26 protein-coding genes are annotated in these 23873 nt (G+C 43.7%); 9 read left to right on the forward strand and 17 right to left on the reverse strand.

Features of this window, described 5'->3' with window-relative positions; all coding sequences use genetic code 11:
- Positions 1-31: 31 nt before the first annotated feature.
- Complete coding sequence (locus tag ACSSS3_RS10680; protein ID WP_228231342.1) at positions 32-313, forward strand: Sec-independent protein translocase subunit TatA/TatB; 282 nt, start codon at positions 32-34, stop codon at positions 311-313.
- 287 nt (positions 314-600) lie between these two features.
- Here ACSSS3_RS10680 and ACSSS3_RS10685 read toward each other — a convergent pair whose 3' ends face one another.
- From ACSSS3_RS10685 to kynU, 3 genes are read right to left on the reverse strand one after another with little or no spacing between them, the layout of a single operon-like run.
- Entirely contained in the window at positions 601-1242 is a 642-nt protein-coding gene (locus ACSSS3_RS10685; protein ID WP_228231343.1) for an O-methyltransferase, read from the reverse strand.
- 2 nt (positions 1243-1244) lie between these two features.
- The gene (locus ACSSS3_RS10690; RefSeq protein ID WP_442844607.1) at positions 1245-2651 is read right to left on the reverse strand and encodes an FAD-dependent oxidoreductase; all 1407 of its coding nucleotides are present in this window, start codon (positions 2649-2651) and stop codon (positions 1245-1247) included.
- Positions 2652-2690: 39 nt separating this feature from the next.
- On the reverse strand, positions 2691-3980 hold the full coding sequence (gene kynU / locus ACSSS3_RS10695) for a kynureninase (RefSeq protein ID WP_442844608.1): 1290 nt from the start codon (positions 3978-3980) through the stop codon (positions 2691-2693).
- Between the two features lie 78 nt (positions 3981-4058).
- Between kynU and ACSSS3_RS10700 the strand changes: the two genes are divergently transcribed.
- Complete coding sequence (locus ACSSS3_RS10700) at positions 4059-5213, forward strand: MFS transporter (RefSeq protein ID WP_442844609.1); 1155 nt, start codon at positions 4059-4061, stop codon at positions 5211-5213.
- 223 nt (positions 5214-5436) lie between these two features.
- On the opposite strand, the gene ACSSS3_RS10705 is transcribed toward ACSSS3_RS10700, so the two are convergent.
- Positions 5437-6144, reverse strand: coding sequence for a hypothetical protein (locus ACSSS3_RS10705; RefSeq protein WP_442844610.1), 708 nt, complete (start codon positions 6142-6144; stop codon positions 5437-5439).
- Positions 6145-6293: 149 nt separating this feature from the next.
- Between ACSSS3_RS10705 and ACSSS3_RS10710 the strand changes: the two genes are divergently transcribed.
- The 5 genes from ACSSS3_RS10710 (at position 6294) to ACSSS3_RS10730 (ending at position 10408) form a co-directional block, all read left to right on the forward strand.
- Entirely contained in the window at positions 6294-6677 is a 384-nt protein-coding gene (locus ACSSS3_RS10710; protein ID WP_442844611.1) for a hypothetical protein, read from the forward strand.
- Positions 6678-6738: 61 nt separating this feature from the next.
- Positions 6739-7761, forward strand: a complete 1023-nt coding sequence (locus ACSSS3_RS10715; RefSeq protein WP_442844612.1) for a transporter — start codon at positions 6739-6741, stop codon at positions 7759-7761.
- Between the two features lie 134 nt (positions 7762-7895).
- Positions 7896-8612, forward strand: coding sequence for a pirin family protein (locus ACSSS3_RS10720; RefSeq protein WP_442844613.1), 717 nt, complete (start codon positions 7896-7898; stop codon positions 8610-8612).
- Between the two features lie 110 nt (positions 8613-8722).
- A complete protein-coding gene (locus ACSSS3_RS10725) occupies positions 8723-8938 on the forward strand; it encodes a hypothetical protein (protein WP_228231349.1) in 216 nt (71 codons plus the stop codon).
- 252 nt (positions 8939-9190) lie between these two features.
- A complete protein-coding gene (locus ACSSS3_RS10730; RefSeq protein WP_442844614.1) occupies positions 9191-10408 on the forward strand; it encodes a multidrug effflux MFS transporter in 1218 nt (405 codons plus the stop codon).
- Here ACSSS3_RS10730 and ACSSS3_RS10735 read toward each other — a convergent pair whose 3' ends face one another.
- Positions 10409-11281, reverse strand: coding sequence for a pirin family protein (locus tag ACSSS3_RS10735; protein WP_442844615.1), 873 nt, complete (start codon positions 11279-11281; stop codon positions 10409-10411).
- 227 nt (positions 11282-11508) lie between these two features.
- Here ACSSS3_RS10735 and ACSSS3_RS10740 point away from each other — a divergent pair, with 227 nt between their 5' ends.
- Both ACSSS3_RS10740 and ACSSS3_RS10745 read left to right on the forward strand, forming a co-directional pair.
- Positions 11509-12243 carry a DUF6089 family protein gene (locus ACSSS3_RS10740; protein ID WP_442844616.1) on the forward strand — a complete coding sequence of 245 codons (735 nt, stop codon included), beginning with the start codon at positions 11509-11511 and terminating at the stop codon, positions 12241-12243.
- A 54-nt stretch (positions 12244-12297) separates the two neighbouring features.
- Complete coding sequence (locus tag ACSSS3_RS10745; protein WP_442844617.1) at positions 12298-14130, forward strand: ABC transporter ATP-binding protein; 1833 nt, start codon at positions 12298-12300, stop codon at positions 14128-14130.
- 230 nt (positions 14131-14360) lie between these two features.
- Here the strand turns inward: ACSSS3_RS10745 and ACSSS3_RS10750 are convergent, their stop codons facing one another.
- The 12 genes from ACSSS3_RS10750 to ACSSS3_RS10805 form a co-directional block, all read right to left on the reverse strand.
- On the reverse strand, positions 14361-15119 hold the full coding sequence (locus ACSSS3_RS10750; RefSeq protein WP_228231354.1) for an SDR family oxidoreductase: 759 nt from the start codon (positions 15117-15119) through the stop codon (positions 14361-14363).
- A 232-nt stretch (positions 15120-15351) separates the two neighbouring features.
- Positions 15352-16206: an aldo/keto reductase gene (locus ACSSS3_RS10755; RefSeq protein ID WP_442844618.1), complete on the reverse strand. Its 855-nt coding sequence runs from the start codon at positions 16204-16206 to the stop codon at positions 15352-15354.
- 151 nt (positions 16207-16357) lie between these two features.
- Complete coding sequence (locus tag ACSSS3_RS10760) at positions 16358-16495, reverse strand: hypothetical protein (protein ID WP_228231356.1); 138 nt, start codon at positions 16493-16495, stop codon at positions 16358-16360.
- 17 nt (positions 16496-16512) lie between these two features.
- On the reverse strand, positions 16513-16671 hold the full coding sequence (locus tag ACSSS3_RS10765) for a lmo0937 family membrane protein (RefSeq protein ID WP_128759385.1): 159 nt from the start codon (positions 16669-16671) through the stop codon (positions 16513-16515).
- 85 nt (positions 16672-16756) lie between these two features.
- Complete coding sequence (locus ACSSS3_RS10770; protein ID WP_442847421.1) at positions 16757-18295, reverse strand: cryptochrome/photolyase family protein; 1539 nt, start codon at positions 18293-18295, stop codon at positions 16757-16759.
- Between the two features lie 42 nt (positions 18296-18337).
- Positions 18338-19633 (reverse strand): DASH family cryptochrome, encoded by a 1296-nt coding sequence (locus ACSSS3_RS10775; protein WP_442844619.1) that lies wholly within the window; start codon positions 19631-19633, stop codon positions 18338-18340.
- Positions 19630-19773, reverse strand: a complete 144-nt coding sequence (locus ACSSS3_RS10780) for a DUF2256 domain-containing protein (protein WP_442844620.1) — start codon at positions 19771-19773, stop codon at positions 19630-19632. The genes ACSSS3_RS10775 and ACSSS3_RS10780 overlap by 4 nt, the downstream gene beginning before the upstream one ends.
- Positions 19763-20410: a flavin reductase family protein gene (locus ACSSS3_RS10785; protein ID WP_228231359.1), complete on the reverse strand. Its 648-nt coding sequence runs from the start codon at positions 20408-20410 to the stop codon at positions 19763-19765. The genes ACSSS3_RS10780 and ACSSS3_RS10785 overlap by 11 nt, the downstream gene beginning before the upstream one ends.
- A gap of 93 nt (positions 20411-20503) precedes the next feature.
- A complete protein-coding gene (locus ACSSS3_RS10790) occupies positions 20504-21616 on the reverse strand; it encodes an alkene reductase (protein WP_442844621.1) in 1113 nt (370 codons plus the stop codon).
- A gap of 253 nt (positions 21617-21869) precedes the next feature.
- Complete coding sequence (locus ACSSS3_RS10795; protein ID WP_442844622.1) at positions 21870-22304, reverse strand: DUF4174 domain-containing protein; 435 nt, start codon at positions 22302-22304, stop codon at positions 21870-21872.
- Entirely contained in the window at positions 22304-22966 is a 663-nt protein-coding gene (gene msrA / locus ACSSS3_RS10800) for a peptide-methionine (S)-S-oxide reductase MsrA (RefSeq protein WP_442844623.1), read from the reverse strand. The genes ACSSS3_RS10795 and msrA overlap by 1 nt, the downstream gene beginning before the upstream one ends.
- Positions 22967-23093: 127 nt before the next feature.
- Complete coding sequence (locus ACSSS3_RS10805) at positions 23094-23873, reverse strand: zinc ribbon domain-containing protein (RefSeq protein ID WP_228231363.1); 780 nt, start codon at positions 23871-23873, stop codon at positions 23094-23096.

Here is a 23873-nt window from a genome sequence, read left to right on the forward strand (position 1 = left end):
GGCTTTTCATTTTTCCCGTTATATTTGCACTATGATGACAGTACCTTTATTTATAAGTGGTGGTGAGATAGCCTTTATCATTTTTATTGTGATTATGGTATTTGGCGCAGATAAGGTTCCCGATATTGCCCGCGGGCTGGGCAAAGGTATGCGCACCCTGCGCAATGCCACAGATGATATTAAGAATGAAATCACCAAAAGCGCCGAAAAACAGGGTCTTGATCCTGATATTACCAAGGATATGAAGAAGGAAATCGAAGATGCCAAGCGTAATATCGAAGACATTACCGGTCCTATAAAGCGTAAGTTTTAGTATCAAACGCTATCAAATCCCTCATATTTTTAATTCTTCTGCCGTAAACTGGCAAAGTGATAATATTTTCAGGAAAAATTAGAATTATTCTATTTTTAAGCTGTAATTTAAGTGTGAAATTCAATCTGATGGATTTCAGCATTAAAAACAGATAGCAGTAGCTATTTTGGGTTCTACGTTTGAAAGGTTTTACCCGAGGTATATAAACTGTTATCTTTTTTTAATCCGTACTAAGTGTTAATTATAATTCCCGCCTCGATGCTTATCGATGCGGGATTTTTTTTGCCTTAACGTTTACGGCTTAGTGTGAGTCCGTCGCGGATTGTAAGTAATACGGTTTCCAGCGATTCTTCTTCTGCAAGCATCCTGTTGTAATCAAGAAGCGCTTTGGTAGAACTGTCTTTGGGATCTAGCGGCTCCACCACCTTTCCGCTCCACAATACATTGTCTGAAAGCAGCAGCGCTCCGGGGTTGAGCCGGTTTATAATGAGGTCAAAATAGGCGGGATAATTGGGTTTGTCGGCATCAATAAAAACCAGGTCAAAATTTCCTTCGAGTTGGGGAATGACCTCCAGAGCAGAGCCCAGATGTTGTTTGATTTGCTCTCCATATCCCGAAGCATCAAAGTACTTGCGCTGAAAGTCTGTAAGCTCTTCATTTACATCAATGGTGTGCAATATGCCATCCTGCTGCAATCCTTCCGCCAGGCATAATGCCGAGTAGCCGGTGTAGGTGCCAATTTCGAGGATTTTTTTGGGAGCCTTCAGCTTTGAGATCAGGCTTAAAATGCGACCCTGATAATGCCCGCTCAGCATACGCGGCTGCACCATCTTCTGATAGGTCTCGCGGGTAAGCCGGGCCAGAATTTCGGGCTCGGGAGAAGAATGCGCTACCGCATAGTCGTCCAGATCTTCAGAAATAAAATGCATAGTTAATCTTCTTCAAGTCCTTCAACCACTTCATCGTCGTGAAGCATTTTGCGGGTTTCCTGTTTAACCAGATCAAGCTTGTCGTGCAACGACATCGCATCGGTAAACTTTCCGTCGTGAATGAGGTTTAAAATGGCTTTATCCTGCACACGACCGCGCCGCATTGCTTCCGAATAGCGTAAATCTTCCCGAAAGGTCACCAGACTGTATTTTGAAAAGTATTCTTTAGGAAATTGCTCTTCAAAGGCGATTTCCAGTTTTCGCTTTTCCTGAAAAATAGGCCGTGCCGTGTGTGCTTTCATCTCGTGAAAGTTATCTACTGCAAGGTCTGCAATAGCATCGGTATCTTCTTTGCGCTCGTCCTGATAGGCTTTAAATATAGCTTTCCAGTCGCCCTCGTGCTTATCTATATACCGGTCAAGCACAAAAATGTCTTCAAAAGCCGAGTTCATACCCTGCCCATAAAACGGCACGATCCCGTGAGCCGCATCGCCAAGCAGTAAAACCTTGCCATAGGCGTGCCAGGGGGAACATTTTATGGTACCCAGCGGGGAAGTAGGGTTGGCTTTAAATTCTTCCAGTAAATCGGGCATCAGGGCCAGGGCATCGGGGAATTCGCGCTCAAAGTAGTCTGTTACAGCTGCATCGCTGTTGAGGCTTTCAAAACTGTCTTTGCCTTCTTCCCAGGATAGAAACAACGTGACCGTAAAGCTGCCATCGAGATTAGGAAGCGCGATCATCATATCTTTACCGCGCGGCCAGATGTGCAGCGCATTTTTCTCTACCTGATAGCCGCCATTCCCGAGGGGTGGGAAAGAAAGTTCTTTATAGCCGTGCGTCAAAAAATCCTGCCCGTAGCTGAATAAGAATTTGCGATGGTCGAGCATGCTTTTTCTCAGGGCCGAACCCACGCCGTCGGCTCCCATCACCACATCTGCCTGATAGCTTTTAATCTCTTTGGTATGGTAATCTTCAAAAGTAGCTTCAGCGGTTTCGAGGGTTACCCCGGTACACCTTTGATTGAAAAGCATCGTGATCTCCGGCATTTTTTCGCATTCATCAAGCAGCATCACGTTGAGGTCTTCACGTGAAATCGAGTTGATATACTCGTGACTACGCCCGCTGTAGGGGCTCATAAAAAGCTGGCCGTCTGCGCTGTGAATCATGCGGCCGCGCATAGGTATGCACAAAGGCAGTACTTTTTCTTCCAGGCCCGCAAGTCGCAATCCTTTCATTCCCCGGTCTGAAAACGCCAGATTGATCGAGCGACCGGAGTCTATTACTTCTTTACGCAGGTCGGGTCTTTTCTCCATCAGCGTAACGCGGTAACCCCGCTGCGCCATACGTAAGGCAAGAAGGGAGCCACAGAGACCGGCGCCGATGATGAGTATGTGTTCTTGGTTTTTCAAAAGAGGTAGTTAGTTGGTGTCGTTTACTACAAACACGAGTTATTTTTGGGCTAAAAGTTGTTTCAGGCGTTGTGCCATCTCATACACATCTTCAAAACTGTTGTAGAGCGGGGCAGGGGCAACCCTGATCACATCGGGTTCGCGCCAGTCGCAAATGATCCCGGCCTGCATAAAGCCGTCGTGCATACTGCGGTCTGCATTTTTTACCTGAATCGAGAGCTGGCAACCGCGCTCTTCAGGATTGGATGGCGTCAAAATCCAAATACGGTCGTCTTTAATCTCGTTGATGAGGTATTCCAGGTAGCCGGTGAGTTTTCGGGATTTGGCGCGTATGTTTTGAAAGCCCGCTTCCGCGAAAATTTCCAGAGATGCACGTATGGGTGCCATAGAAAGAATAGGCGGATTGCTCAGCTGCCAGCCTTCTGCTCCCGGAATGGGATCAAAATCAACCCGCATATTGAAACGGCTGTCCATCTTATGGCCCCACCAACCCGTAAACCGGGGAATGCTGCTATCGTTTGCGTGGCGTTCGTGTACAAAACAGCCGCCGAGGGCACCGGGCCCGCTGTTGAGGTATTTATAAGTGCACCACACTGCGAAGTCAGGTCCGTTTTCGTGCAGATCTGCATCGATATTTCCCACGCCGTGCGCAAGGTCAAAACCTACCTTGCAGCCGTACTTGTGACCCAGCTCTGTGATTTCTTTGATGGGGTATTTTTGACCGGTGTAGTAATTGCTGTTGCCAATCATCACCAGGGCTATTTCTTCCCCGTGCTGCTCCATCAGGGCTTCCAGATCTTCCAGGCGGCACAGGTCTTCACCGGCTCTGGGTTTCCAGAGGATTAAAGACTCGTTGGGATTGTAACCGCGCTCGTGTATTTGCGATTTTACCGCGTAACTGTCTGAAGGAAACGCATCGCTTTCTATTAAAATCTTGTGTCGTTTAGGTGTTGGCCGGTAAAACGAAACCATCATCAGGTGCAGGTTGGTCGAGAGCGTATTCATAATTACGACCTCACCGGGTTTTGCACCCACGATGTCAGCCATGGGCTGTGCCAGGATTTCGTGGTATTCCGTCCAGGGGATTTTGGCTTTAAAATGGCCTTCTACTGCAATTTCAGCCCAGTTGTCGAGTTCTTCGGCTACGTAATCACGCGCTTTTTTGGGCTGTAGGCCTAGCGAGTTTCCGCAGAGGTAGATCAGGTTTTTACCGTTTTCATCCTTGGGAAGGTTAAACTTTTCACGAAAATGCGCCAAGGGATCTTCGCTATCGGCCTGTTTGGCAAAGTCTGGCGTGTTCTGATACTGCAATTTTTCTTCTTTTAACATAGACTGTAAAAATAGGAATTAAAATAGTTTTAAGCAGTCCCGTAAATTTTGGTAATTTCAATTTTTAATACCGAATCTATGCAGGCCTTACGTATCGTTTTTAGCAGTTGGAGGTATTTTGCACCGGCATTTTTATTTGCGACCCTCAATATCGTTTTTGGAACCTGGGCAATTTACATCCCAAAAATCATTCACCGTCTCGGGATTTCGGAAGGCGAACTGGGTTTTGCCGTGTTTTTTATGGCACTCGGGACGCTGTGTACGATTCCTTTTGTGCCAAAAATCATCAGTTTTTTAAAGCTGGGAAAAGCAACATTGCTAGCGGTATTGGGGTTTTGCCTGATGTTTTTGGGGCCTTTTCTCGCCGGTTCGTATGTACAGCTTTGTGCGGCTTTGTTTGGGGTGGGCGTATTTTCGGGTCTGCTGGATGTGACCATAAACACTTTGGTCACCGAAATCGAAAAACGCGATGGCATACATTTTATGTCGGTTTCTCACGGTTTTTTTAGTCTGGGCGGAATGCTTGGCGCCGGTATTGGGGCTTTGGTTTTAGATCTGGTGAGCCTGCCCGTGTACCATGCCGGGGTGGTTGTGTTGCTGATGCTTTTAGTTAACCTGCTGCTTTCGCGTCATTATCTGCATATCGATGCTGTTAAAGAAACGCGTGAGGGGCATTTTAAACTGAAGAATTTGCGGCCGCTTCTTGGTCTGGCTATAATAGGATTTCTGGTGATGGCTTCAGAAGGGGCGATCGTAGACTGGAGCGCGCTCTATCTGGAAAAAGTGACTCTTGCGAATCTGGCTCTGGCAGGTTTGGGCTACACGATTTTTAACGGAATGATGGCTTTAGGACGTTTTTTTGGAGACAGCATCAGTGCGCGTTTTGGTTCACGTATTATTTTAATTGCCGGTTGTCTTACGGCGACTCTGGGATTTGGACTCACCCTTACGGCAATCACAGCCTGGGCTTTAGTGGGTTTTGGTTTTGTAGGTATCGGTTTGTCACTGGTGGTGCCCGAGTTGTTTAGATATAGCGGAAAGCTGAAAGGCATTCAGGCCGCCGAAGGAATCAGTTTTATCGCGGGAACCGGATTTGTGGGCTTGTTGATAGGCCCGGTGTTTTTAGGCTTTCTGGCCGAAACCTTTGATCTGAAAAGCAGTTTTGTGGCGCTGATGAGCTTTACGGCCGCTGCGGGAATTCTCGCTATGAGCCTGAAACGGAATACGAAATAATTTTTATGGATAACGCTAAAGAGATTAACTCCCATTAAGTGGTCTTTTGCGTGAAGGACAGCGAACATCTCCTCCCGGCCTCCCCTTCAAAGGGAAGGAGTTTGAAGACTATTTGCTATCAAATTTAGGCAGTCCTTACCCGCAGGGGTACTTCCCGCTCAACATCCACAAAAAAAAGCCACCTGATTTCTCAAATGGCTTTTTAAAGATTAAGCTTCAGAAATTATTCTTCAGTCTTTACCGCGATATCTGTAAAATAGAGGTGTACAGCATCTTCAGGCGCTTTGTGGTCTGAGGCGATTTGTATTCCGTTATAATCCTGATAATCATCCCAGGTAGTTACCATCGAGAATTCAGAAACATTTCCACGACGGTAAATCCATTCTTTAACCATGTTTTTATCATCGTAAAAGAAATCGTAAGCATCACCCGGAGTATAACCACCCTGGTCGGTATAGGTGAGTGTGATTTTGCTGAGTTTTTCCTTGCTCATAGGCGCAGTAGCCGTATCCTGAACGGTCAACGTGGTGTTCTCTTTATCCCAAACCAAATGCATAGGGGCAAGCAGCCAGTAGGCATCGTTTATAAAGCCTTTGTCAGCATCCATACTGGTGCTGTCTACGGTAGCTCTGTTGTAGGTAAGGGTGTCCTGAGCGGTCATCATGGTGATGTCCTGTGTCTTGGGATTCCATTTCCATGAGCGTGCAAAATGCGAATCACCGCGGTCTACATTAAACGTAAACGCTACTTCAGAAACCTTGTCCCAGTTGGCAAGACCGCTGGCATCTGCAATGGCATAGGCCACTTCCTGTTCTGGGGTGCGTACTTCTTCTACAACTTCGACCATTTCAACAGGTTCTTCCGTTTTGGGTTCGTTTTTACAAGCGATACAGGTAGCAAGACCCGCGAGGCTGAGTAGTAATTTTTTCATAGTGTGTGTTTTAAAGTGCCAAAAATACAAAGCTTTAGCGTAGGGTATAGAATTGCTGCTATTTTTTATTTATGGAACCTTTGAAAGAATCTATTTTTGCAGGCTCAATGATGGGGCATTTATCGATACCGATTTTAAACTGTTAAGCATTGCAACGCCTTCTGCCATATATTTTTTTGCTTTCGTGCTTTGCCAAGCCCATTTATCAGGGAGGGTATTTGTTTTATTTTGAGCTGAATATTGACTACATCATTAAGACTTATTGTGTCAATAAGGACAAACCGCAAATGCAATGTAACGGGCAATGTCATCTTGCAAAACAGCTTAATGTTGACTTGGCTGGTACAGCAAAAAGAGAGTCTGGTATTTTGACTATATCTCGGGCATTTGTGCCTTTGTACTTTCAGGAAGTTTTACTCTTTAATTTTGAGAGCCTGCCGTCTGATCACGATTGCTTGAATTTTGGGTATCAACGAAGTCTCTTTTCATTTACAGATGAAGTTCCTAATCCTCCTCCACAGCTTTTGAGTTAACATAAAATACAGATCAGTATTCTGATCATCATCTTAATCAACTCAAAAATTTAATTTTAAAATGAAAATCTATTTTTTTGCGCTAATGTTATGCGCAACAGCCACTCTATGGTCTCAAAACAACTCCTATGATACTTTATTAAAAGCACGGGCAGATGCCCACGCGCCCATAAGCATCATGGCAGATCACACTCACAACAAGGGCGAATTTATGGTGTCTTACCGCTATATGTATATGAATATGTCAAAGTTGAAAAGCGGTTCTGAAGATGTGCCTTTTAGCAATGCTTTAAAGCCAAAGGGTAATTATAGGGTTACACCAACCCGTATGCCTATGCAAATGCATATGATAGGAGCAATGTATGCACCTACAGACCAGATTACGCTGATGGCGATGACTAATTTTGTCGATAATAATATGCAGCACGTAACAGCTATGGGATTAAACTTTAAGACGGCAACCCGGGGATGGGGTGATACTCAGGTCTCTGCTTTATATCAGTTTTATAAAGCGAATGCGTCTTCCTGGCATGCACAGCTGGGAGTTTCTTTACCTACCGGAAGTATTGATGAAAAAGCGGTAACACCCGCTTCTAATGGAACTGCGGTTGTTGTGCCCTACCCGATGCAATTGGGAAGCGGGACATATGATGGTATTCTAGGACTCACCTACAGCAAAAGATGGAGCAGAAGTTCTTTTGGAGCTCAGGCTCAGACTGTATTAAGGTTTGGAGAAAATGATAACGCGTATACCTTAGGTAATCGCTATCAACTTCAAAGTTGGTTTGCCGCGCCGGTAAGTAGTTGGGTAAGTTTCTCTGTAAGAGGCGCCGCGCGTTACGAGGCTTCAATAGACGGGGCCAACCCCGATTTGAATCCTATGATGGTTATTACTGCCGATACAGCTAATAGCGGCGGAACCTATGTTGAAGCAGGATTAGGGGCCAACTTTTTAATCCCTGAAGGAGTCCTGAAAAACCTGCGCTTAGGGATTGAATTGCAACACCCTATTTATCAAAATCTGAAGTGTGTGCAGTTAAAGACTAATGAAGTCTTTACAGCCGGACTGCAATATGCTTTTTAAGAAACGAGGTCTGTAGGCTAAGTGATAGTCTGTTATTTTATGTAAGTTCTACACTTAACTTTCGACTCTTTAACAGTAACTTTAAAACGGGATTTAAAGCTTTAAATCCCGTTTTTTAATAAAATCAAATTCTTATGAAAACAGTTCTTCATAAATCCGATACCCGGGGCGATGCCAATCACGGCTGGCTTCACAGCAAACACAGTTTTAGCTTTGCCAATTATTACAATCCCGAGCGGATGAACTTTGGCGTTTTACGCGTGCTTAACGACGATAAGGTAAGTGGTGGTATGGGTTTTGGTACGCACCCGCATCAAAATATGGAGATTATTTCCATCCCGTTATCGGGAGATTTGGAGCATAAAGACAGTATGGGCAACACCACGGTTATCAAAGAAGGCGATATCCAGGTGATGAGTGCCGGTACCGGGGTACAACATTCTGAATACAACAAAAACAAAGATGAGGAAGTCCGGTTTTTGCAAATTTGGGTGATTCCAAATCAGCAAAACGTAGAGCCGCGTTACGATCAGATCACACTAAACAAAGCAGACCGAAAAAACAAACTACAGCAGGTGCTTTCGCCTAATAAAGAAGATGATGGTGTTTGGATTTATCAGGACGCATGGTTTAATATGGTGGATCTGGACGCCGGTAAAGCGGTGACTTACGATTTCAATAAAAAGGACAACGGTTTGTATATTTTTGTTCTCGAAGGAAGTGTCACTGCCGCAGAACAGAAACTGGGACGCCGCGATGGTCTGGGGGTTTACGATACTACTTCGGTAGAATTAACAGCCGCTGAAAATGCTTCGGTATTGTTGATGGAAGTCCCTATGCGTCTGGGATAGAACACAAATTCTGAAAATTTGACAGCCGTTTTCGGGCGAAAGGCTTCCGGGGTCATTTGGTATTTTTTTTGTTTGGCTTTTGCTAAAACTATTAATTAAACCTTAAGATTATGGAAACACCTATCGAGTTAGAGTTAGTAGGAAAAAAAGGAGATATGTACGCCCTGAAATATCCGGGTTTACAGGTTCCTATTCACGTGAATTATGAACTCCTGCAAAAGTTCAGAAACAGCACCGAGTACGTGGTAAGGGAGTATAAAAACCCCGATCACCATCCTGAAGAACATCACATAACGTCTGTGCCCCCTCAGCGATTTCGGGCCTGATAACGATAAAAAAAGAGATGCCGTCTGCATCTCTTTTTTTTATGGGCAACGCCAAAGACCGGAACAGCCCGTTTTTCCCCTGATATTTCTGGTTTTATTTCAGACCCTTTAAATGGTAAAGCATGAAGATCCTTAGCGGGCATTTACGACATCGTTACCTTAAGAAAACAAGGTGCAGTTTTACCATTTTAATAACAACCTGACGCCCGTTATTGCTGGTACAAGCCGTAATTTTGCAGACGCAATAAGGTTATGACAAAACGGTATACAACATCATCACGAACGCTCATTATTCTCATCCTGGGGACACTCATCGCTATAGGACCTTTTTCTATAGATATGTACCTGCCGGGCTTTGCCAATGTAGCAGATGATTTTGGCGTAGATATCAGTAAAGTGGGACTTACCCTAACCAGTTATTTAATTGGTATTGCCATTGGTCAGCTCGCTTACGGTCCGCTGATGGACCGTTTCGGCAGAAGGCGCCCGCTTATTGGGGGATTACTGCTCTTTATCGCAACCTCCCTGATTTGCGCATTTAGTTTTAGCCTTAATATGCTCATCATCGCCCGCTTTTTTATGGCGCTTGGGGGTTGTGCCGGGATGGTGGCTTCAAAAGCCATTGTGCGCGATCTTTTTGAGAAAAAACAAGTGGCTGATGTGCTTTCGACCCTGATGCTCATTATGGGGGTCGCACCTATTATTGCGCCAACCGTTGGCGGACTAGTCATTGCAGCTTTTGACTGGGAAGCCGTGTTTTTTATACTGGCCGGTTTTGCAGTACTTATGCTGTTGCTCATTACGTTCATACTGCCCGAAAGTGCAAAGCCCAATCGCGCAACCAGCCTGAAACCCAAAAAGATTGTACGGGAATATATTTCTATCCTAAAAAACCGGGAGTTCTTCATCTTTGCGATGACCCGTGGTTTTACGATGGGTTGTCTACTCGCCTATGTCAGCAGCGCGCCCTTTGTATTTATTGAATACTTCGGGTTAACCGAGCAGCATTTTGGCTGGGTGTTTGGCAGCAATGCGCTGGGGCTTATTTTGGGCAGTCAGGTTAACCGTTTGGCATTAAAACGCTATTCGCTCTTACAAATCACCACTGCGACCTGTGTGGCGCTTACCGTGTTAACCGGGATAGGGCTTGTTGTAAGTTTTATCGCCTTGGATTTCTGGATCATGTATCCTTTCCTGTTTATTATGTTGTTCCTGGTAGGTTTTCAAAATCCTAATGTTACCGCATTATCTCTTGATCCCTTTAATAAACAGGCGGGTAGTGCATCGGCGCTGGTAGGCAGTATCGGGATGATCTTTGGTTCTGTTGCCAGTATACTGGTGGCGCAGCTGGTAACCGAAAGCGTTACGCCATTGCTGTATATTCTCTTTGGCAGTGCCCTGTGCAGTCTGGCTTTGATTATATATTACCGAAATAAAACCAAATCCCTGAACTTACAAACCTCGTCCTGATTAACCGGGTAAAGGCACGTAGGTATTGTCGCCTGAAACTTCCGGGAATTTGCGGTCTTTCCACGCTTGTTTAGCTTCTTCGATACGTTCTTTTGAAGTGGCTACAAAATTCCAGTAGATGTGGCGATCTTCTTCAAAAGGCTTCCCTCCAAAAAGAAATACGTGCGCTCCCCTGAGCAATTTGATTTTGCAAACTTCGTCGGTCTTACTCACGAGCATAACTCCGTCTTTAAAGCGCTCGCCATCAGCTTCGACTTCGCCTGAAACCACGGTTACGGCGATTTCTCCTTCCAGCTTTCCGGCAATATCCAGTTTGTGATCATCTTCGGCTTTAATTTCAATCATAAACAAATCTGAGTGTACGGGCACCGGACTCGTTTTACCGTAACCCTTACCGGAAATAAGCTTATATTCTGCGGTGTTTTCGCGCCAGCGTGGCAACACTTCGGCATCTATATGATGAAATGCGGGTTCGGTATGTTCAAGTTTTTTGGGTAAGGCCACCCAAATCTGATAGCCGTGCATGGTAAATACATTGCCATCGCGCATATCTTTTGGGGTACGCTCGGTATGTACTACTCCTTTACCCGCGACCATCCAGTTTACAGAGCCGGGTTTGATGCGCTGGTAGGTGCCTATACTGTCTTCGTGCATGAGCTCGCCCTCGATGAGGTAGGTAAGTGTAGACAACCCGATGTGCGGATGCTGATCTACATCCATATAATCTTCAGGTCCCAGAGTATTTGGCCCCATATGATCTATAAAAATGAAAGGGCCTACCATTCTTTTTTTACGAAACGGCAGTAAGCGACCTACCAGAAAATCGCCGATATCCCGGGCGCGCTCTTCGATGATTAATCCTGTATTAGACAATTTTTAATTTTATTAGCGTTATAGAATGAAATAGTATTATTTTGAAAGTTAAGAAATAAGCTGAATTCACTGGTCAATTTAAGCCTGTTTCTACGCCCCATAATCTGCGATCATACAAGTGCTTCAACCTAATCTGGTTATGGAGCTGATTTCTAACGTCATTTTATAGGCGTGAGATTCAGGTCTTTTGGTTAAACCCCATTGCATGTATTTTAAACCGGCATTTTATGAAACTTAAATCTTTTATCGTTACCTCTTTACTATTAAGCTTTTATTTCAATCAACTCCATGCTCAAACCACCTACGATCTGGGTTTATATCTCGGCGGGGTTAATTATTACGGGGAGATTGGTAAGAAAGCATTTGTGGCACCCAATCGGGCATTCTTTGGCGTAATTGGTAAGATGAATTTTACCGAAAAATTAAGTGCCAGAGCCAGTATTACCTATTTAACTCTTGCCGATAACGACCGGGATGCCAACGATGGTTTTCGCGGAAACGGCAGAGGTCGCGATTTGTATTATTCTTTTGAGCATACCAATATTGAAGGCGTCGTAGCTTTAGAGTTTGTGCCCTTTTCCTTCTTTAAAAACAAACCCAACCCCATTGATTTTTACATTTACGGGGGTTTGGGAGCTATTTATGGCGATGAGGCTTATTATCCGTTATCCACCGGATTTGAGGATGTGGAGTCTGTAGTTTATGGCACCCGCACCCGACTTACCGTACCTATGGGAGCCGGATTTAAAACCTTTGTAGGACGCAATTTTATGCTGGGTATCGAGCTGGCTCCGCGTTACAGTTTTAGTGACAATCTGGATGGTTCGTATCCCGATGATGAGCGCGTTGAGCCTAACCGCCTGGTCAATTTTGAGAACAACGACTGGTACACCTATCTCGGTCTTACACTTACCTATCGTTTTGGTAAAGGCAGCAATGCGTATTGCGATTGTACCTTATAAAACTTTAGTCAGGAGGGCTTGAGTTTCTGTTTGCGGTAGGAGTATCTTTGCAGTATGGCAAATGGCTTAAGCAGTATTCAGGATCAAAAGAAAACCAGCGTCAAAACTTCTTTTCAGGCGTTGCGGTTTATACCCCGATTTTTTAAGGAAATCTGGAGCGTTAGTCCGTCACTATTTTTAACCAATCTGTTTTGCAGACTGGTCAACGCGTTTACACCTGTAGTTATTCTTTGGGTAGGAAAGCTCATCATCGACGAAATTATAGCTCAGGTTGATGCCACAAATGCCGATTATACCCAGTTGTGGAATTACGTGCTGCTGGAGTTTGGTATCGTTATTCTGTCTGATATTTTAAACCGGCTTACCGGCATTACCGATGGATTGCTGGGCGACCGCTATAACATCGATTCTTCTGAGAAAATGATACGCAAAACCAGTAAAATTGATATTGGCCAGCTGGAGGATTCTGAATTTTATGACAAACTGGAGCGCGCGCGCCAGCAGACTCAGGGCAGGGTAGGGCTTATGAGTACCGCTCTGGCTCAGGCACAAAGCATTATTTCTATAGGTACACTTATCGCGGGACTGATTTATTTTCAACCGATCTTAATCGTTTTGCTGGCACTCAGCATCATCCCGTTGTTTATTAATGAAATTCGCTTCAGCGGTCAGCAATATTCAATTTCCAGAAGCTGGACAGCCGAAAGGCGTGAGCTCGATTACCTGCGCTACATCGGGGCAAATGATAAAACAGCCAAAGAGATCAAGCTTTTTGGGCTGACCGATTTTATTGCCAAACGCTTTAGAAACCTGAGCGAGCAATACTTTGAGATCAATAAAAAGCTTACGATAAGAAGAAGCGCTTACAGTGCCGGTTTTAATGTTTTGGGCGTGGTTTGCTATTACGGGGCTTACCTGGTGATTATACGCAGTGTTCTGGTAGGGACAATCACGATTGGTGAACTCACGTTTCTTTCGGCGTCTTTTAACCGCCTGCGTACCAGTTTGCAAACCTTCTTTACCAATTTTACCCGAATAACCGAAAGTGCGCTGTATCTCAAGGATTACTTTGATTTTATCGATTGGAAAATAACCGATGAAGACCGGGAATTTTCGGCTTTGCCAAAAGAAATCCATACCGGTTTTGAAATCAAAGACTTGCATTTTGCTTATCCGGGAAGTGATCACGAAGTTTTAAAAGGCGTAAGTTTTAAGCTCAAAGCAGGCGAGAAAATGGCTTTTGTAGGTCAAAACGGTGCCGGAAAAACCACATTAATCAAGCTGATGCTTCGGTTTTATGAGCCTACGCAAGGCGAAATTTTACTGGACGGCATCAATATCAATACCTATGAGAAGGCGGCTTATCAGCAATTTTTCGGGGTTATTTTTCAGGATTTCTTTCGGTATGAGTTTACGCTTCGCGAAAATATCGCGGTGGGAGATATTATTGCGGTCAATGATGACGCGCGTATTGCCAATGCCGCCCGGCTGAGTCTGGCAAACGAAGTAATCGAAACCTTGCACAGCGGTTATGAGACCCAACTGGGCAAGCGTTTTAGCCGCGGGCAGGAACTCTCAGGCGGACAATGGCAGAAAGTCGCCCTGGCACGGGCTTATATGAAAGATGCACGGGTTATGGTTCTGGATGAGCCTACCTCGGCTCTTGATGCCAAGGCAGAATATGAGGTCTTTGAACGCTTTATTGACCTGACTAAAGGAAAAACCAGCATCATCATTTCGCACCGCTTTAGCACCGTGCGTATGGCAGATCGTATTTTGGTTTTGCAAAACGGACGCATTCTCGAGCTGGGTACGCACGAAGAATTGATGCAGGAACCGAAACTCTACGCCGAACTTTTTGACCTCCAGGCACAGGGGTATAAATAGGAGTTAAGAGTTATGAGTTAAAAGTTAAGAGTTTTTTAGTTTAAGGATTACGCCTATACTCTCAAGTCTGTTTAAAAGGTTATAATAAATAGAAGTTCTAAGTGCTGAGGTAAACGTTATAACTCATCATTCAGCACTCAGCACTCTGAATGCTGCATTCAAAACAGTACTACGAGGTATTCTGATTTCCAAGCTAAACTTTATAATTCTGCATTCTTAATTCAGCATTATCAAAGCGCATTCGCACTGAGACCGCCATCTACCTGCAGGTTTTGACCGGTGATAAACGAAGCTTTATCCATTGCCAAAAATGCGATCGTATTTGCCATTTCTTCGGGTTCTGCAAAGCGTTTCATAGGAGTGCGCTCTACGATTTTATCGTAGCGTTCTTTTTGATCCATTACTTCTTTGACCAAAGGCGTAGCGGTGTACCACGGAGAAACCGCATTAACACGAATGTTGTGGGCAGCCCACTCGGAGGCGAGGCTTCGGGTTTCCTGAATGAGTCCGGCTTTTGACATGCCGTAAGGAGCGCCGCTTTTTACATCCTGAGATCCGGCTACAGAAGCTACATTAATAACCGAAGCTTTTCCGCTGCGTTTTAGCAAAGCGAAAAATTTACGGGTGAGTTCAAAAGGAGCGATGAGGTTTACTTCCAGAATCTTGCGGTATTCTTCAGGCTCGTAAATGTGCGCTTCCTTGCGGATATTGATGCCTGCGTTGTTAACCAAAACATCAAGGGTACCGCTGCGCTGAAACACAAAATCGGTGAGTTTGTCCTGATCGTCTTCGATAGTAACGTCACCGGCCATCCCCGATGCTATATAGCCTGCTTCGCTAAGTTCCTGTTCTAAAGCTGCAACTTCAGCACCATTGCGGGCGGTAAAAATGACTTTGGCTCCCAGTCTTGCAAATTCCATAACCGTTGCCCGGCCAATACCTTTAGTTCCTCCTGTAATCAGAGCCGTTTTTCCTTCTAAATTCCACATAAATCAAAAAAATGCTTTTCGGCAAAACTACAAAGTCTCTTAGGCTTTGCCGGGCAAAATGCTGAAAAATCTTTCAGATTAGGGCATTAAAAAAACCTGCCGGACAGGCAGGTTTTCATTGGCGCCGCCAAGGGGATTAATACCACAGGCTTGCCTAAAAAGTAAAATTTATTTTTAACTAACGCCTTTAGGCCTTAATCCCAGGTAGTTTGCCAAAATATATTTCTTATAATTAAAAATCAAAGTTATCGGGATCGGGCCCAATGCGTTCGTTTCTGTCTAAAGCGTTTATGGTTTGCATATCATCCTCGCTCAGTTCAAAATCAAACAGGTCGGCATTGCTTTTAATATGATCCTTCGAAGTTGATTTAGGAATCGTGATGACTCCGTTTTGCAGATCCCAGCGCAATACTACCTGAGCCGGAGTTTTACCGTATTTTTCTCCAATTTCTTTTAAAGTTTCATTCTTGAAGGCTTTACCCTGCATCAGCGGAGACCATGCCTCGTATTGAATGTTGTTTTCGGCGCAGAATTTTTGCAAATCCTTTTGTACCAGCCAGGGGTGAAATTCAAGCTGATCTACCATAGGATGGATTTCTGCATCTTCCATAAGATCTTTAAGCTGATGCTCCAGAAAGTTACTTACACCAATAGCTTTAATTTTCCCTTCCTTATATAATTTTTCCATAGCTCTCCACGTATCCTTGTATTTGCCTTCTACAGGCCAGTGTATAAGGTACAGGTCAAGATAATCGGTGTCGAGCCGATCCAGAGTTTTATGGAATGCGTTTAAGGTGCTTTCATAACCCTGATCGGTATTCCACAGTTTACTGGTGATAAACAGCTCTTTTCGGTCGACTCCGCTGGCTTTAATTCCTTTTCCTACTCCTTCTTCATTATCGTAAGCCTTGGCGGTATCTATATGACGGTAACCCGCGTCGATTGCCCATTTTACGGCATTAATTACTTCTTCACCGTCTTCGGCTTTCCAAACGCCCAGGCCTAAATAAGGCATTTTGTAGCCATTATTAAGTTCCCAGGTTCCTTGTAGATTTGTTATTGGTTTTTGTGCAGTTTCTGTTTTCATAGTTGTTGTTATTTCTTCTAAAGTTAAGCAGCAAAGCAGGCAAACTCAAGGTTTTTAACCCTTGTTAACGGGGCTTTGTTAAGGATTTTGACAAATATGCGCACAAAAAAACCGCTCGATAGAGCGGTTAAATAGGATTGAAATACACTGTTTAATCTACAGCATCTTCCATAGCATCGCCTACATCATCTGCGGCGTCTTCTACTTTATCTTCGGTTGTTTCGCGACAACTGTATAAGGTTGTTGCCAGTGTGCCCATTACGGCAAAAATTAAAATAAAACGTTTCATACTTTTTGGTTGTTTAGTTAAAGACGTCTGCCCGTTGCGAGTTTGTACAAAATTGCAATTACTGCAAGTACTAATAGAATGTGGATTAAACTTCCTACAGATTCAGCGAAGCCAAAATAGCCTACAAGCCAACCTATTAATAGTATCACCACGATGAGCCAGATTATATCTCTCATAATTATAAATATATTGGTTAGTATTATAAAAGTAGATCATGAATCTGAGCTGACCAATTTGCTTAACAGCGAATTAACTTGTAAATCAGAAGTTTTGAGGATTTTTTATGATTTCCTGAGCGCGGCTTACCAAAGCCTCAAGATCTTTCTGGTCTTTTTTCTCTAACATGCTCATCATCATATTCATGCGCTGGTTGTCTTTAAAGAATTCCTGTTTTTCGTAGAGAAAATTCCAGTATAAACTGTTGAAGGGACAGGCGTTCTCACCGGTTTTCTTGGAGACGCTGTACGCACAATCACCACAATAATTGCTCATTTTGTTGATGTAGCTTCCGCTGGAAACATAGGGTTTTGTGGCAACCAGGCCACCATCTGCAAACTGGCTCATTCCCCGGGTATTGGTGATTTCTACCCATTCTATAGCATCGATGTAGATGCCCAGGTACCATTCGTCTACTTCATCGGGGTGGGTTTGCGTTAGCAGTGCATAATTACCCGTAATCATAAGTCGCTGTATGTGGTGTGCGTAGGCGTGATCCAGGCTCTGCTTAATAGCGTGGTGCATACAGTTCATTTTCGTATCTGCTGTCCAGTAAAAATCAGGTAATTTGTTTTGGTTGTCGAGTTTATTGCTGCGTCTGTAACCCGGCATTTTCATCCAGTACATCCCGCGCATATACTCCCGCCAGCCCAGAATTTGCCTCACAAAACCTTCAACCTGGCTGATGTCGATCTGGTTCTGATTTTCGCGCCAGTAGCCAATTACTTTTTCAATCACTTCTTTGGGGTGCAGCATTTTACTGTTCATCGCAAAACTCAGTCTGCTGTGAAACAGGTAAATCTGATCGGGGTCCATCGCATCCTGATAGTCGCCAAAGTGTATCAATAAGTTTTCGGAGAAATAATTGAGAACACTCAGGCAATCGGGGCGGGAGGTAGGCCAGTTAAATGAGGAAGCGTCAATATTGCCAATGGTTTTGATTCCTGCCTCCTCAATTTGCTCCAGAGTTTTAGATACATCTTTACGGAAACCCCGCTCGTGGGGGATTTCAGGTTTGCCCTTCCATTTTTTGCGGTTGCTTTGATCAAAGTTCCATTTACCGCCTTCAGGATCTTTGTCATTCACCATCATGATATCATATTTCCTGCGCATATCGCGGTAAAAATATTCCATCGTATAGGTCTTTTTGCCTTTGTAAAACTGCTCGAGATCGGTACGTGAAGTTAAAAAGTGTTCGCTATCAAAGGCTTCGGTCTTCAGATCGAGGTCGTTGCAGAAGTTTTTCAGCTGCTCATCAAGCCGGTATTCATCGGGGAGTTGGTATTCAAACTTTTCGATATCGTGAGCCTTGATGAGTTTATTCAGATTCTTGACCAAATCCTGTTCGTTATCCGGATGATCAATTTTAAAATAGATTACGCTTTTGCCGTGTTCTTCCAGCCATTGCGAAAAATTGCGCATCGACTCAAAGAAGGCCACTACCTTTTGAATGTGATGCCTCACATAATCGGTTTCCTGGCGCATTTCGGCCATAAAATAGACCATGTCTGTGCTGTCATCGTCGTACCAGGAATGTTTGTGGTTGAGTTGATCTCCAAGAATGAGGCGTAAGGTTTTCAAAATCTAAAGTGTTTTAAGACGTGTCGTTTTGGCTTTGCCAAAAAATTAATCAAATAAAGTTTTGGCTAACCAAAGATCGCGGTATTTGCGATCACCATCGTAACGATCTGCCTGACTTTCTATATTGAATTTGCGATCCCGCGGGTCATTGCCCACCCCGCTGTTGTAAAGCCAGTTGCCATAATTGCTGTGTACATCATAGTCTATGAGCATACTTTCAAAATAGGCAGCACCTATACGCCAGTCCTGCTGCAGTTCTTTCGCCCAGAAACTGGCTACATTTTGTCTGCCGCGGTTACTCATAAAGCCGGTCAGGGCGATTTCTTTCATATTGGCATTTACAAAATCATATTTGGTTCGCCCCTCAATCCATTCTTCGCGGGCGGCTTTATTAGTGCTCCAGTCGTAGTCTTTTTCTAAAATGCCACTCAGGTGAAAAATTTTATCGCCGTGTTTAAGCGAAACGTATTTGAAAAAATCGCGCCAGTAGAGTTCAAAAATCAACCAGTAGGTGCTGTCGTTTTTGGTTTCTTCCTTTTCAAATTTTTGTACCTGGTAATAGATGGTTCGGGGCGAAATGCTTCCGTTGGCGAGCCATGCCGAAAGTTTTGAACTGTAATCTTTACCCACCAGCCCGTTTCGGGTTTTTTTATAACGGGCTAAATTTTTGGTCTCCCAAAAGTAATTTTCAATCCGTTTCAACGCCTGAAGCGCTCCACCCTTAAACGGAAAAGCAGTGCGCTCATCAACTTCAAAGGATTCTAAACCTAAATCATCAAGAGAGGGAATTTGCGTTTCCTCAGCAACCAGATTTTCAGGTTGAAGCGGGTCAACCGCTACGGCTTGCCTGATATCAGCCTGCTTCTCACACTTCTTCCGCCATTGGGTAAATACCTCAGGGATTTTGCTGAAGGAAGAATAGGGCAGATCATCGGGATGTATCAAAAATTGATCGTAGGTTTCAATAAACGCTACAGAATCCTCGCAATTTGCTTTAACCCCATCAATAACCAGGCGTTCTTCAAAAGTCCATTCGTTTTGAAGGTAAACCTTTTGAGCCTCGTATTTTTCAATGAGTTCGGGAAGTTTGGTTTCGGGCTCTTCGGTATAAATGAGTAATGAAATGTTTAATTTCTTCAGTTCGCTGCGAAGTTCCTGAACGGTTTCAATTAGAAACTGTGCCCTGTATTTTTCGGTCTTTTTAAAACCAAAGCGATCTGTTTTAAATTGCTTAGGGTCAAAAAAGTACACCGCAACTACGGGCTGGTTTTCCTGAACCGCTTTAAAAAGGCTGTGATTATCTTGTGTGCGTAAGTCGTTTTTAAACCAGACGATATTCATGTTTTTGATTTTGATCTGCGGCAGCGTTCACTGCAGTATTTAACGTCATCCCAGTTTTTCTCCCATTTTTTTCGCCACGTAAAAGGTTTGCCGCAGTTTGCACAAATTTTTTGAGGAAGATGTGGTTTTTTATGAGCCAAGGTCAGAAAGGGATCTTACGTTTTCATCGGGCTTTGCGTAGGAAAAGCGATTTAAAATCTGCGGAAGGGCATAACCGTCTAATCCGTCTATACAAACGGTTTGAGCCGTTTCCAGGTTGAGCCATCCGTCTTCAGCCTGTATTTCTTTATCTACATAGACATGCTTGATGGCGCCGATGATAAAGTGGCAATTGTTTTCTTTGATGAAATATTCATTGACAAACTCGCAGCCCAGTTTTACCCGGCTTTGTTTTACATAAGGTGCCTTAAAATCATCTAAATATTCTTCGGTAAGCAGGGTTTTTTCAAATTCTGAAACACCACCGTCGTATTTAGCAGAAGTTCGGTGTGCCTCTCTGATGAAATTCTGATTGACATGATTTACCGTAAAAACACCGGTTTTTAAAATGTTGTCATAGGTATTTCGCTTTACGGTATTGGGTCTTAAAATAAAGCTGAGCAGGGGAGGATTGCTGCCTAGGTGAGTCACCGAGCTGAAAATAGCCACGTTGGTAATACCATCTTCAGAAATGGTACCCAGAAGATTTGCAGATTTAAAGCCGGTACAGCTGTTTATAAAATGGGCGCGATACCTTGAAGGCAAATTTTCAAGGGCTTGTGCATCATAATGTTTCATAAAAAAAGGGTCAATTAGGAACTGACCCTTAAATTAATGTATGTGTATGCTACAAGCTGTTAACAATTAACGAAATAACATAACATTTGCATATTAGGCTTCTTGTTTTTCTGGCGCGTAGGCGGGATAGTCTGTATAGCCTTTAGGTCCCTGGGTGTAAAACGTATCCTGATCCCATTCGGCCATAGGTGCATTAAGCGCAAAACGCTGAGGTAAATCGGGATTTGAAATAAACAATTTACCAAAAGCTACCAGGTCTGCATTGCCTTCTTCAATCACGGCATTACCTGTTTCCTGAGTAAAACCTGCGTTGATCATTAAGTTTCCTTTATAACGGGGACGATAGCGTTTGGCGATTTCGGTTTCCAGAAATTCAATATCACTTACATCTGTAAAAGGTTCTGAGAGGTGTAAATAGGCCAAATCGTAATTATTGAGTCGCTCGATGATGTGATCAAACGTAGGAATGGTATCTGCCGTTGCTTCGATGCCAAACGTACCGTTTAAAGATGGGTTAAGACGCACTCCGATTCGGTTTTCAGGCCAAACTTCTTTTACCTTATCCAGGGTTTCAAAGAAAAAGCGCACCCGGTTTTCCATACTTCCGCCGTATTGATCATCCCGAAGATTTGCTTTTTTATTAAAAAACTGGTGAAATAAATAGCCGTTAGAACTGTGTATTTCTATGCCGTCAAATCCGGCTTCTTTGGCGTTTTTGGCAGCATTTACAAATTCCTGCTGCGTTTCTTCGATCTCTTCAAGAGACATAGCTTTGGGCTCAACGGTATCTTTGAAACCTTCCGGAGTGTAGGATTTTGCATTTGGGTTTACGGCACTTGGAGCAAGAGGTTTATCACCGTTGTGAAAGTCAGGATGCGACATACGGCCTACGTGCCACAACTGAATAAAGATTTTTCCGTCTTTTTCGTGAACAGCATCCACAACTTTTTTCCAGCCTTCGGTTTGTGCCTTGCTGTGAATTCCGGCTGTGTGAATATAGCCAACTGCGCGTTTGGAAACCTGAGATCCCTCGGTGATGATGAGGCCGGCACCGGCGCGTTGTGTATAATACTTGACGTGTAAGTCTGTAGGTGCGGCTTCAGGATTGTCTGCACGGCTACGGGTCATAGGAGCCATAACGACTCGGTTTTTTAAGGTAATTGCGCCTAAATCAAATGATTCTAAAAGCGGTTGATTGGTTTTCATAGTTTTATTTTTTGTTTTAAACAGGCTAAAAAAGCCTTATTCAACAGAGTTATAATATCAGTCTATAAATTACTTCAGCCTGACAGGTTATGCTGTTAAACGTTTGATAAAATAAAACGAAGAGGTGTGTTTTGCGGGTTTTAATCAGATAAACAGAGCGGGAAAAAGCAGCGCTGTCCTAAAACAAAAAAAAAGGATAGATTACTCAGAAGTCTCCTATCCTTAGTACAAAGGTTTTGTAGTTTCAACGCAACTAATCGTCTATGTTGTGACGCATTTCCTGCTGGCGCATAGGCATTTGGTCTATCGCTTCAAAAAATATTCTGGGCTCTGTTGTAAGAGGCTTTTGAAGTTTTACCCCTCCGTCTTTACCTATGAGTGTAATGCCCTCGTAGCTTTGAGGGATGTTGTATTTTTTACGTAAAGGTGCGATGTGGTAATTGGGGAGTACTTTTAAGTCTTTATCCAGAAGACGACCTTTAGAAAGTACAAAAAGCAGAATATTGCGGTCTTCAATTTTTTTGGTTGAACTTCTGAAATTTTCCCACTGACTTACAAAAACTTCGTCTTTAAGGCTTTGGGTTGAAAATATCAAAATACGGTTGCGCCATTTGAGCTTGGAAAAATCTTCCTGAGCTCCTGCTGTCATAGAGAACAAAACTAAGGCAAGGTTGGTAACGGTTTTCATTAGTGAGCGTTGTCTTTTAAAAGTTCTGGGAATTGTTTTTTGAATCGGTTAGAGCGTGGTATGGAAACCCCCTGGATATAAGGGTCTCCCGGGTTTTTTTCTTCGTAATCCTGATGATAGTCTTCTGCCTGCCAAAATTTTCGAAAAGGTAAAACCTGAGTTACAATTTCGCCATCGTAGACCTGCTTATTCAACTGTTTGATCGTGTTCTCTATCACTTCTTTTTCCTGCTCATTTTGATAAAAGGCGATGGAGCGGTATTGTCTGCCACGGTCTGGCCCCTGTCTGTTTAGGGTGGTTGGGTCGTGTGAACCAAAAAACACCTTCACCAGCGTTTGATAATTAATAACTGCAGGATCGTAAAAGACTTCAACTGCCTCGGCGTGATTGGTCTCGCCATAACTTACCTGACGGTAAGTAGGGTTTTCTTCCGTTCCACCGCTGTAACCGCTTATAACCTCGTGCACGCCCTTCAGACTTTCAAAAATCGCTTCAACACACCAGAAACAACCGCTTGCAAAATAGGCGCGTTGATAGCCGTTTACGGGTTGTGTCTGTACCGGTTCAAGCTGAGCCATGCGTTGATCTGCCTCATTACCGGTGCTGCCGTTCTTACAGGAAAGGAGCAAAAGCGCTATAAGTATTGAGCTATATAATCTCATGAGTTGGGAATTTGATTAAAGTTAAAAGAATTCCTATAGCCAGGCTGCTAACAGCCTGTTAAACTCGTGTGATATGCATAAAAAAAGCCCCGCTTGGCGGAGCTTTTAGAATTATACTTTGTCTGAATTAGATTTTAGCGAAAATCTCATCCATTTTTTCCTGTTCTTCTTTTGCAAGTTCTTCATCTACCAGAATACGGCCACTGTGCTCGTCTGTGATGATCTTTTTGCGACTTGCAATTTCTACCTGCACCTGTGGTGGGATGGTAAAAAAGGATCCTCCTGATGCACCACGTTCAATAGCCACAACAGCCAGACCGTTGCGAACGTTAGAACGAATGCGCTTGTAAGCTTTTACCAAACGCTCTTCGATAAGCTCTTCGTAGGTTTCGCTTTTAGCAAGAAGAGCTTCCTCTTCTTTTTGTGTTTCTGCAAGGATTTCTTCGAGTTCGTCTTTTTTGTGCTTAAGGTGTTTCTTACGCTCTTCAACACGTTCTTTAGTGCTGTCGATCACCTCGTTTTTCTGCTCGATCTGAGCGCGAAATTCGCGAATGTTTTTCTCGGCAAGTTGAATCTCAAGTTCCTGAAATTCGATTTCCTTGCTCAAAGAGTTGTACTCGCGGTTGTTGCGTACATTCTTTTGCTGCTCTGTATACTTTTTGATAGCCGCTTTAGCGTCTTCAATTAATATCTTTTTAGCCTTGATTTGATCATCAATAAGGCTTAGTTCACCTCCTAGTTTTTCAAGTCGGGTATTTAGTCCTGCAACTTCATCTTCAAGATCTTCAACTTCCAGAGGAAGCTCGCCACGCACGTTACGTATGGTGTCGACCCGAGAGTGTATCAGTTGCAAATCATATAAAGCTCTGAGTTTCTCTTCTACGGTCGCTTCGTTCTTTTTTGCCAT

This window comes from Leeuwenhoekiella sp. H156, from assembly GCF_052218455.1.
In the GTDB taxonomy this organism is placed as follows: Bacteria; Bacteroidota; Bacteroidia; order Flavobacteriales; family Flavobacteriaceae; genus Leeuwenhoekiella; species Leeuwenhoekiella parthenopeia.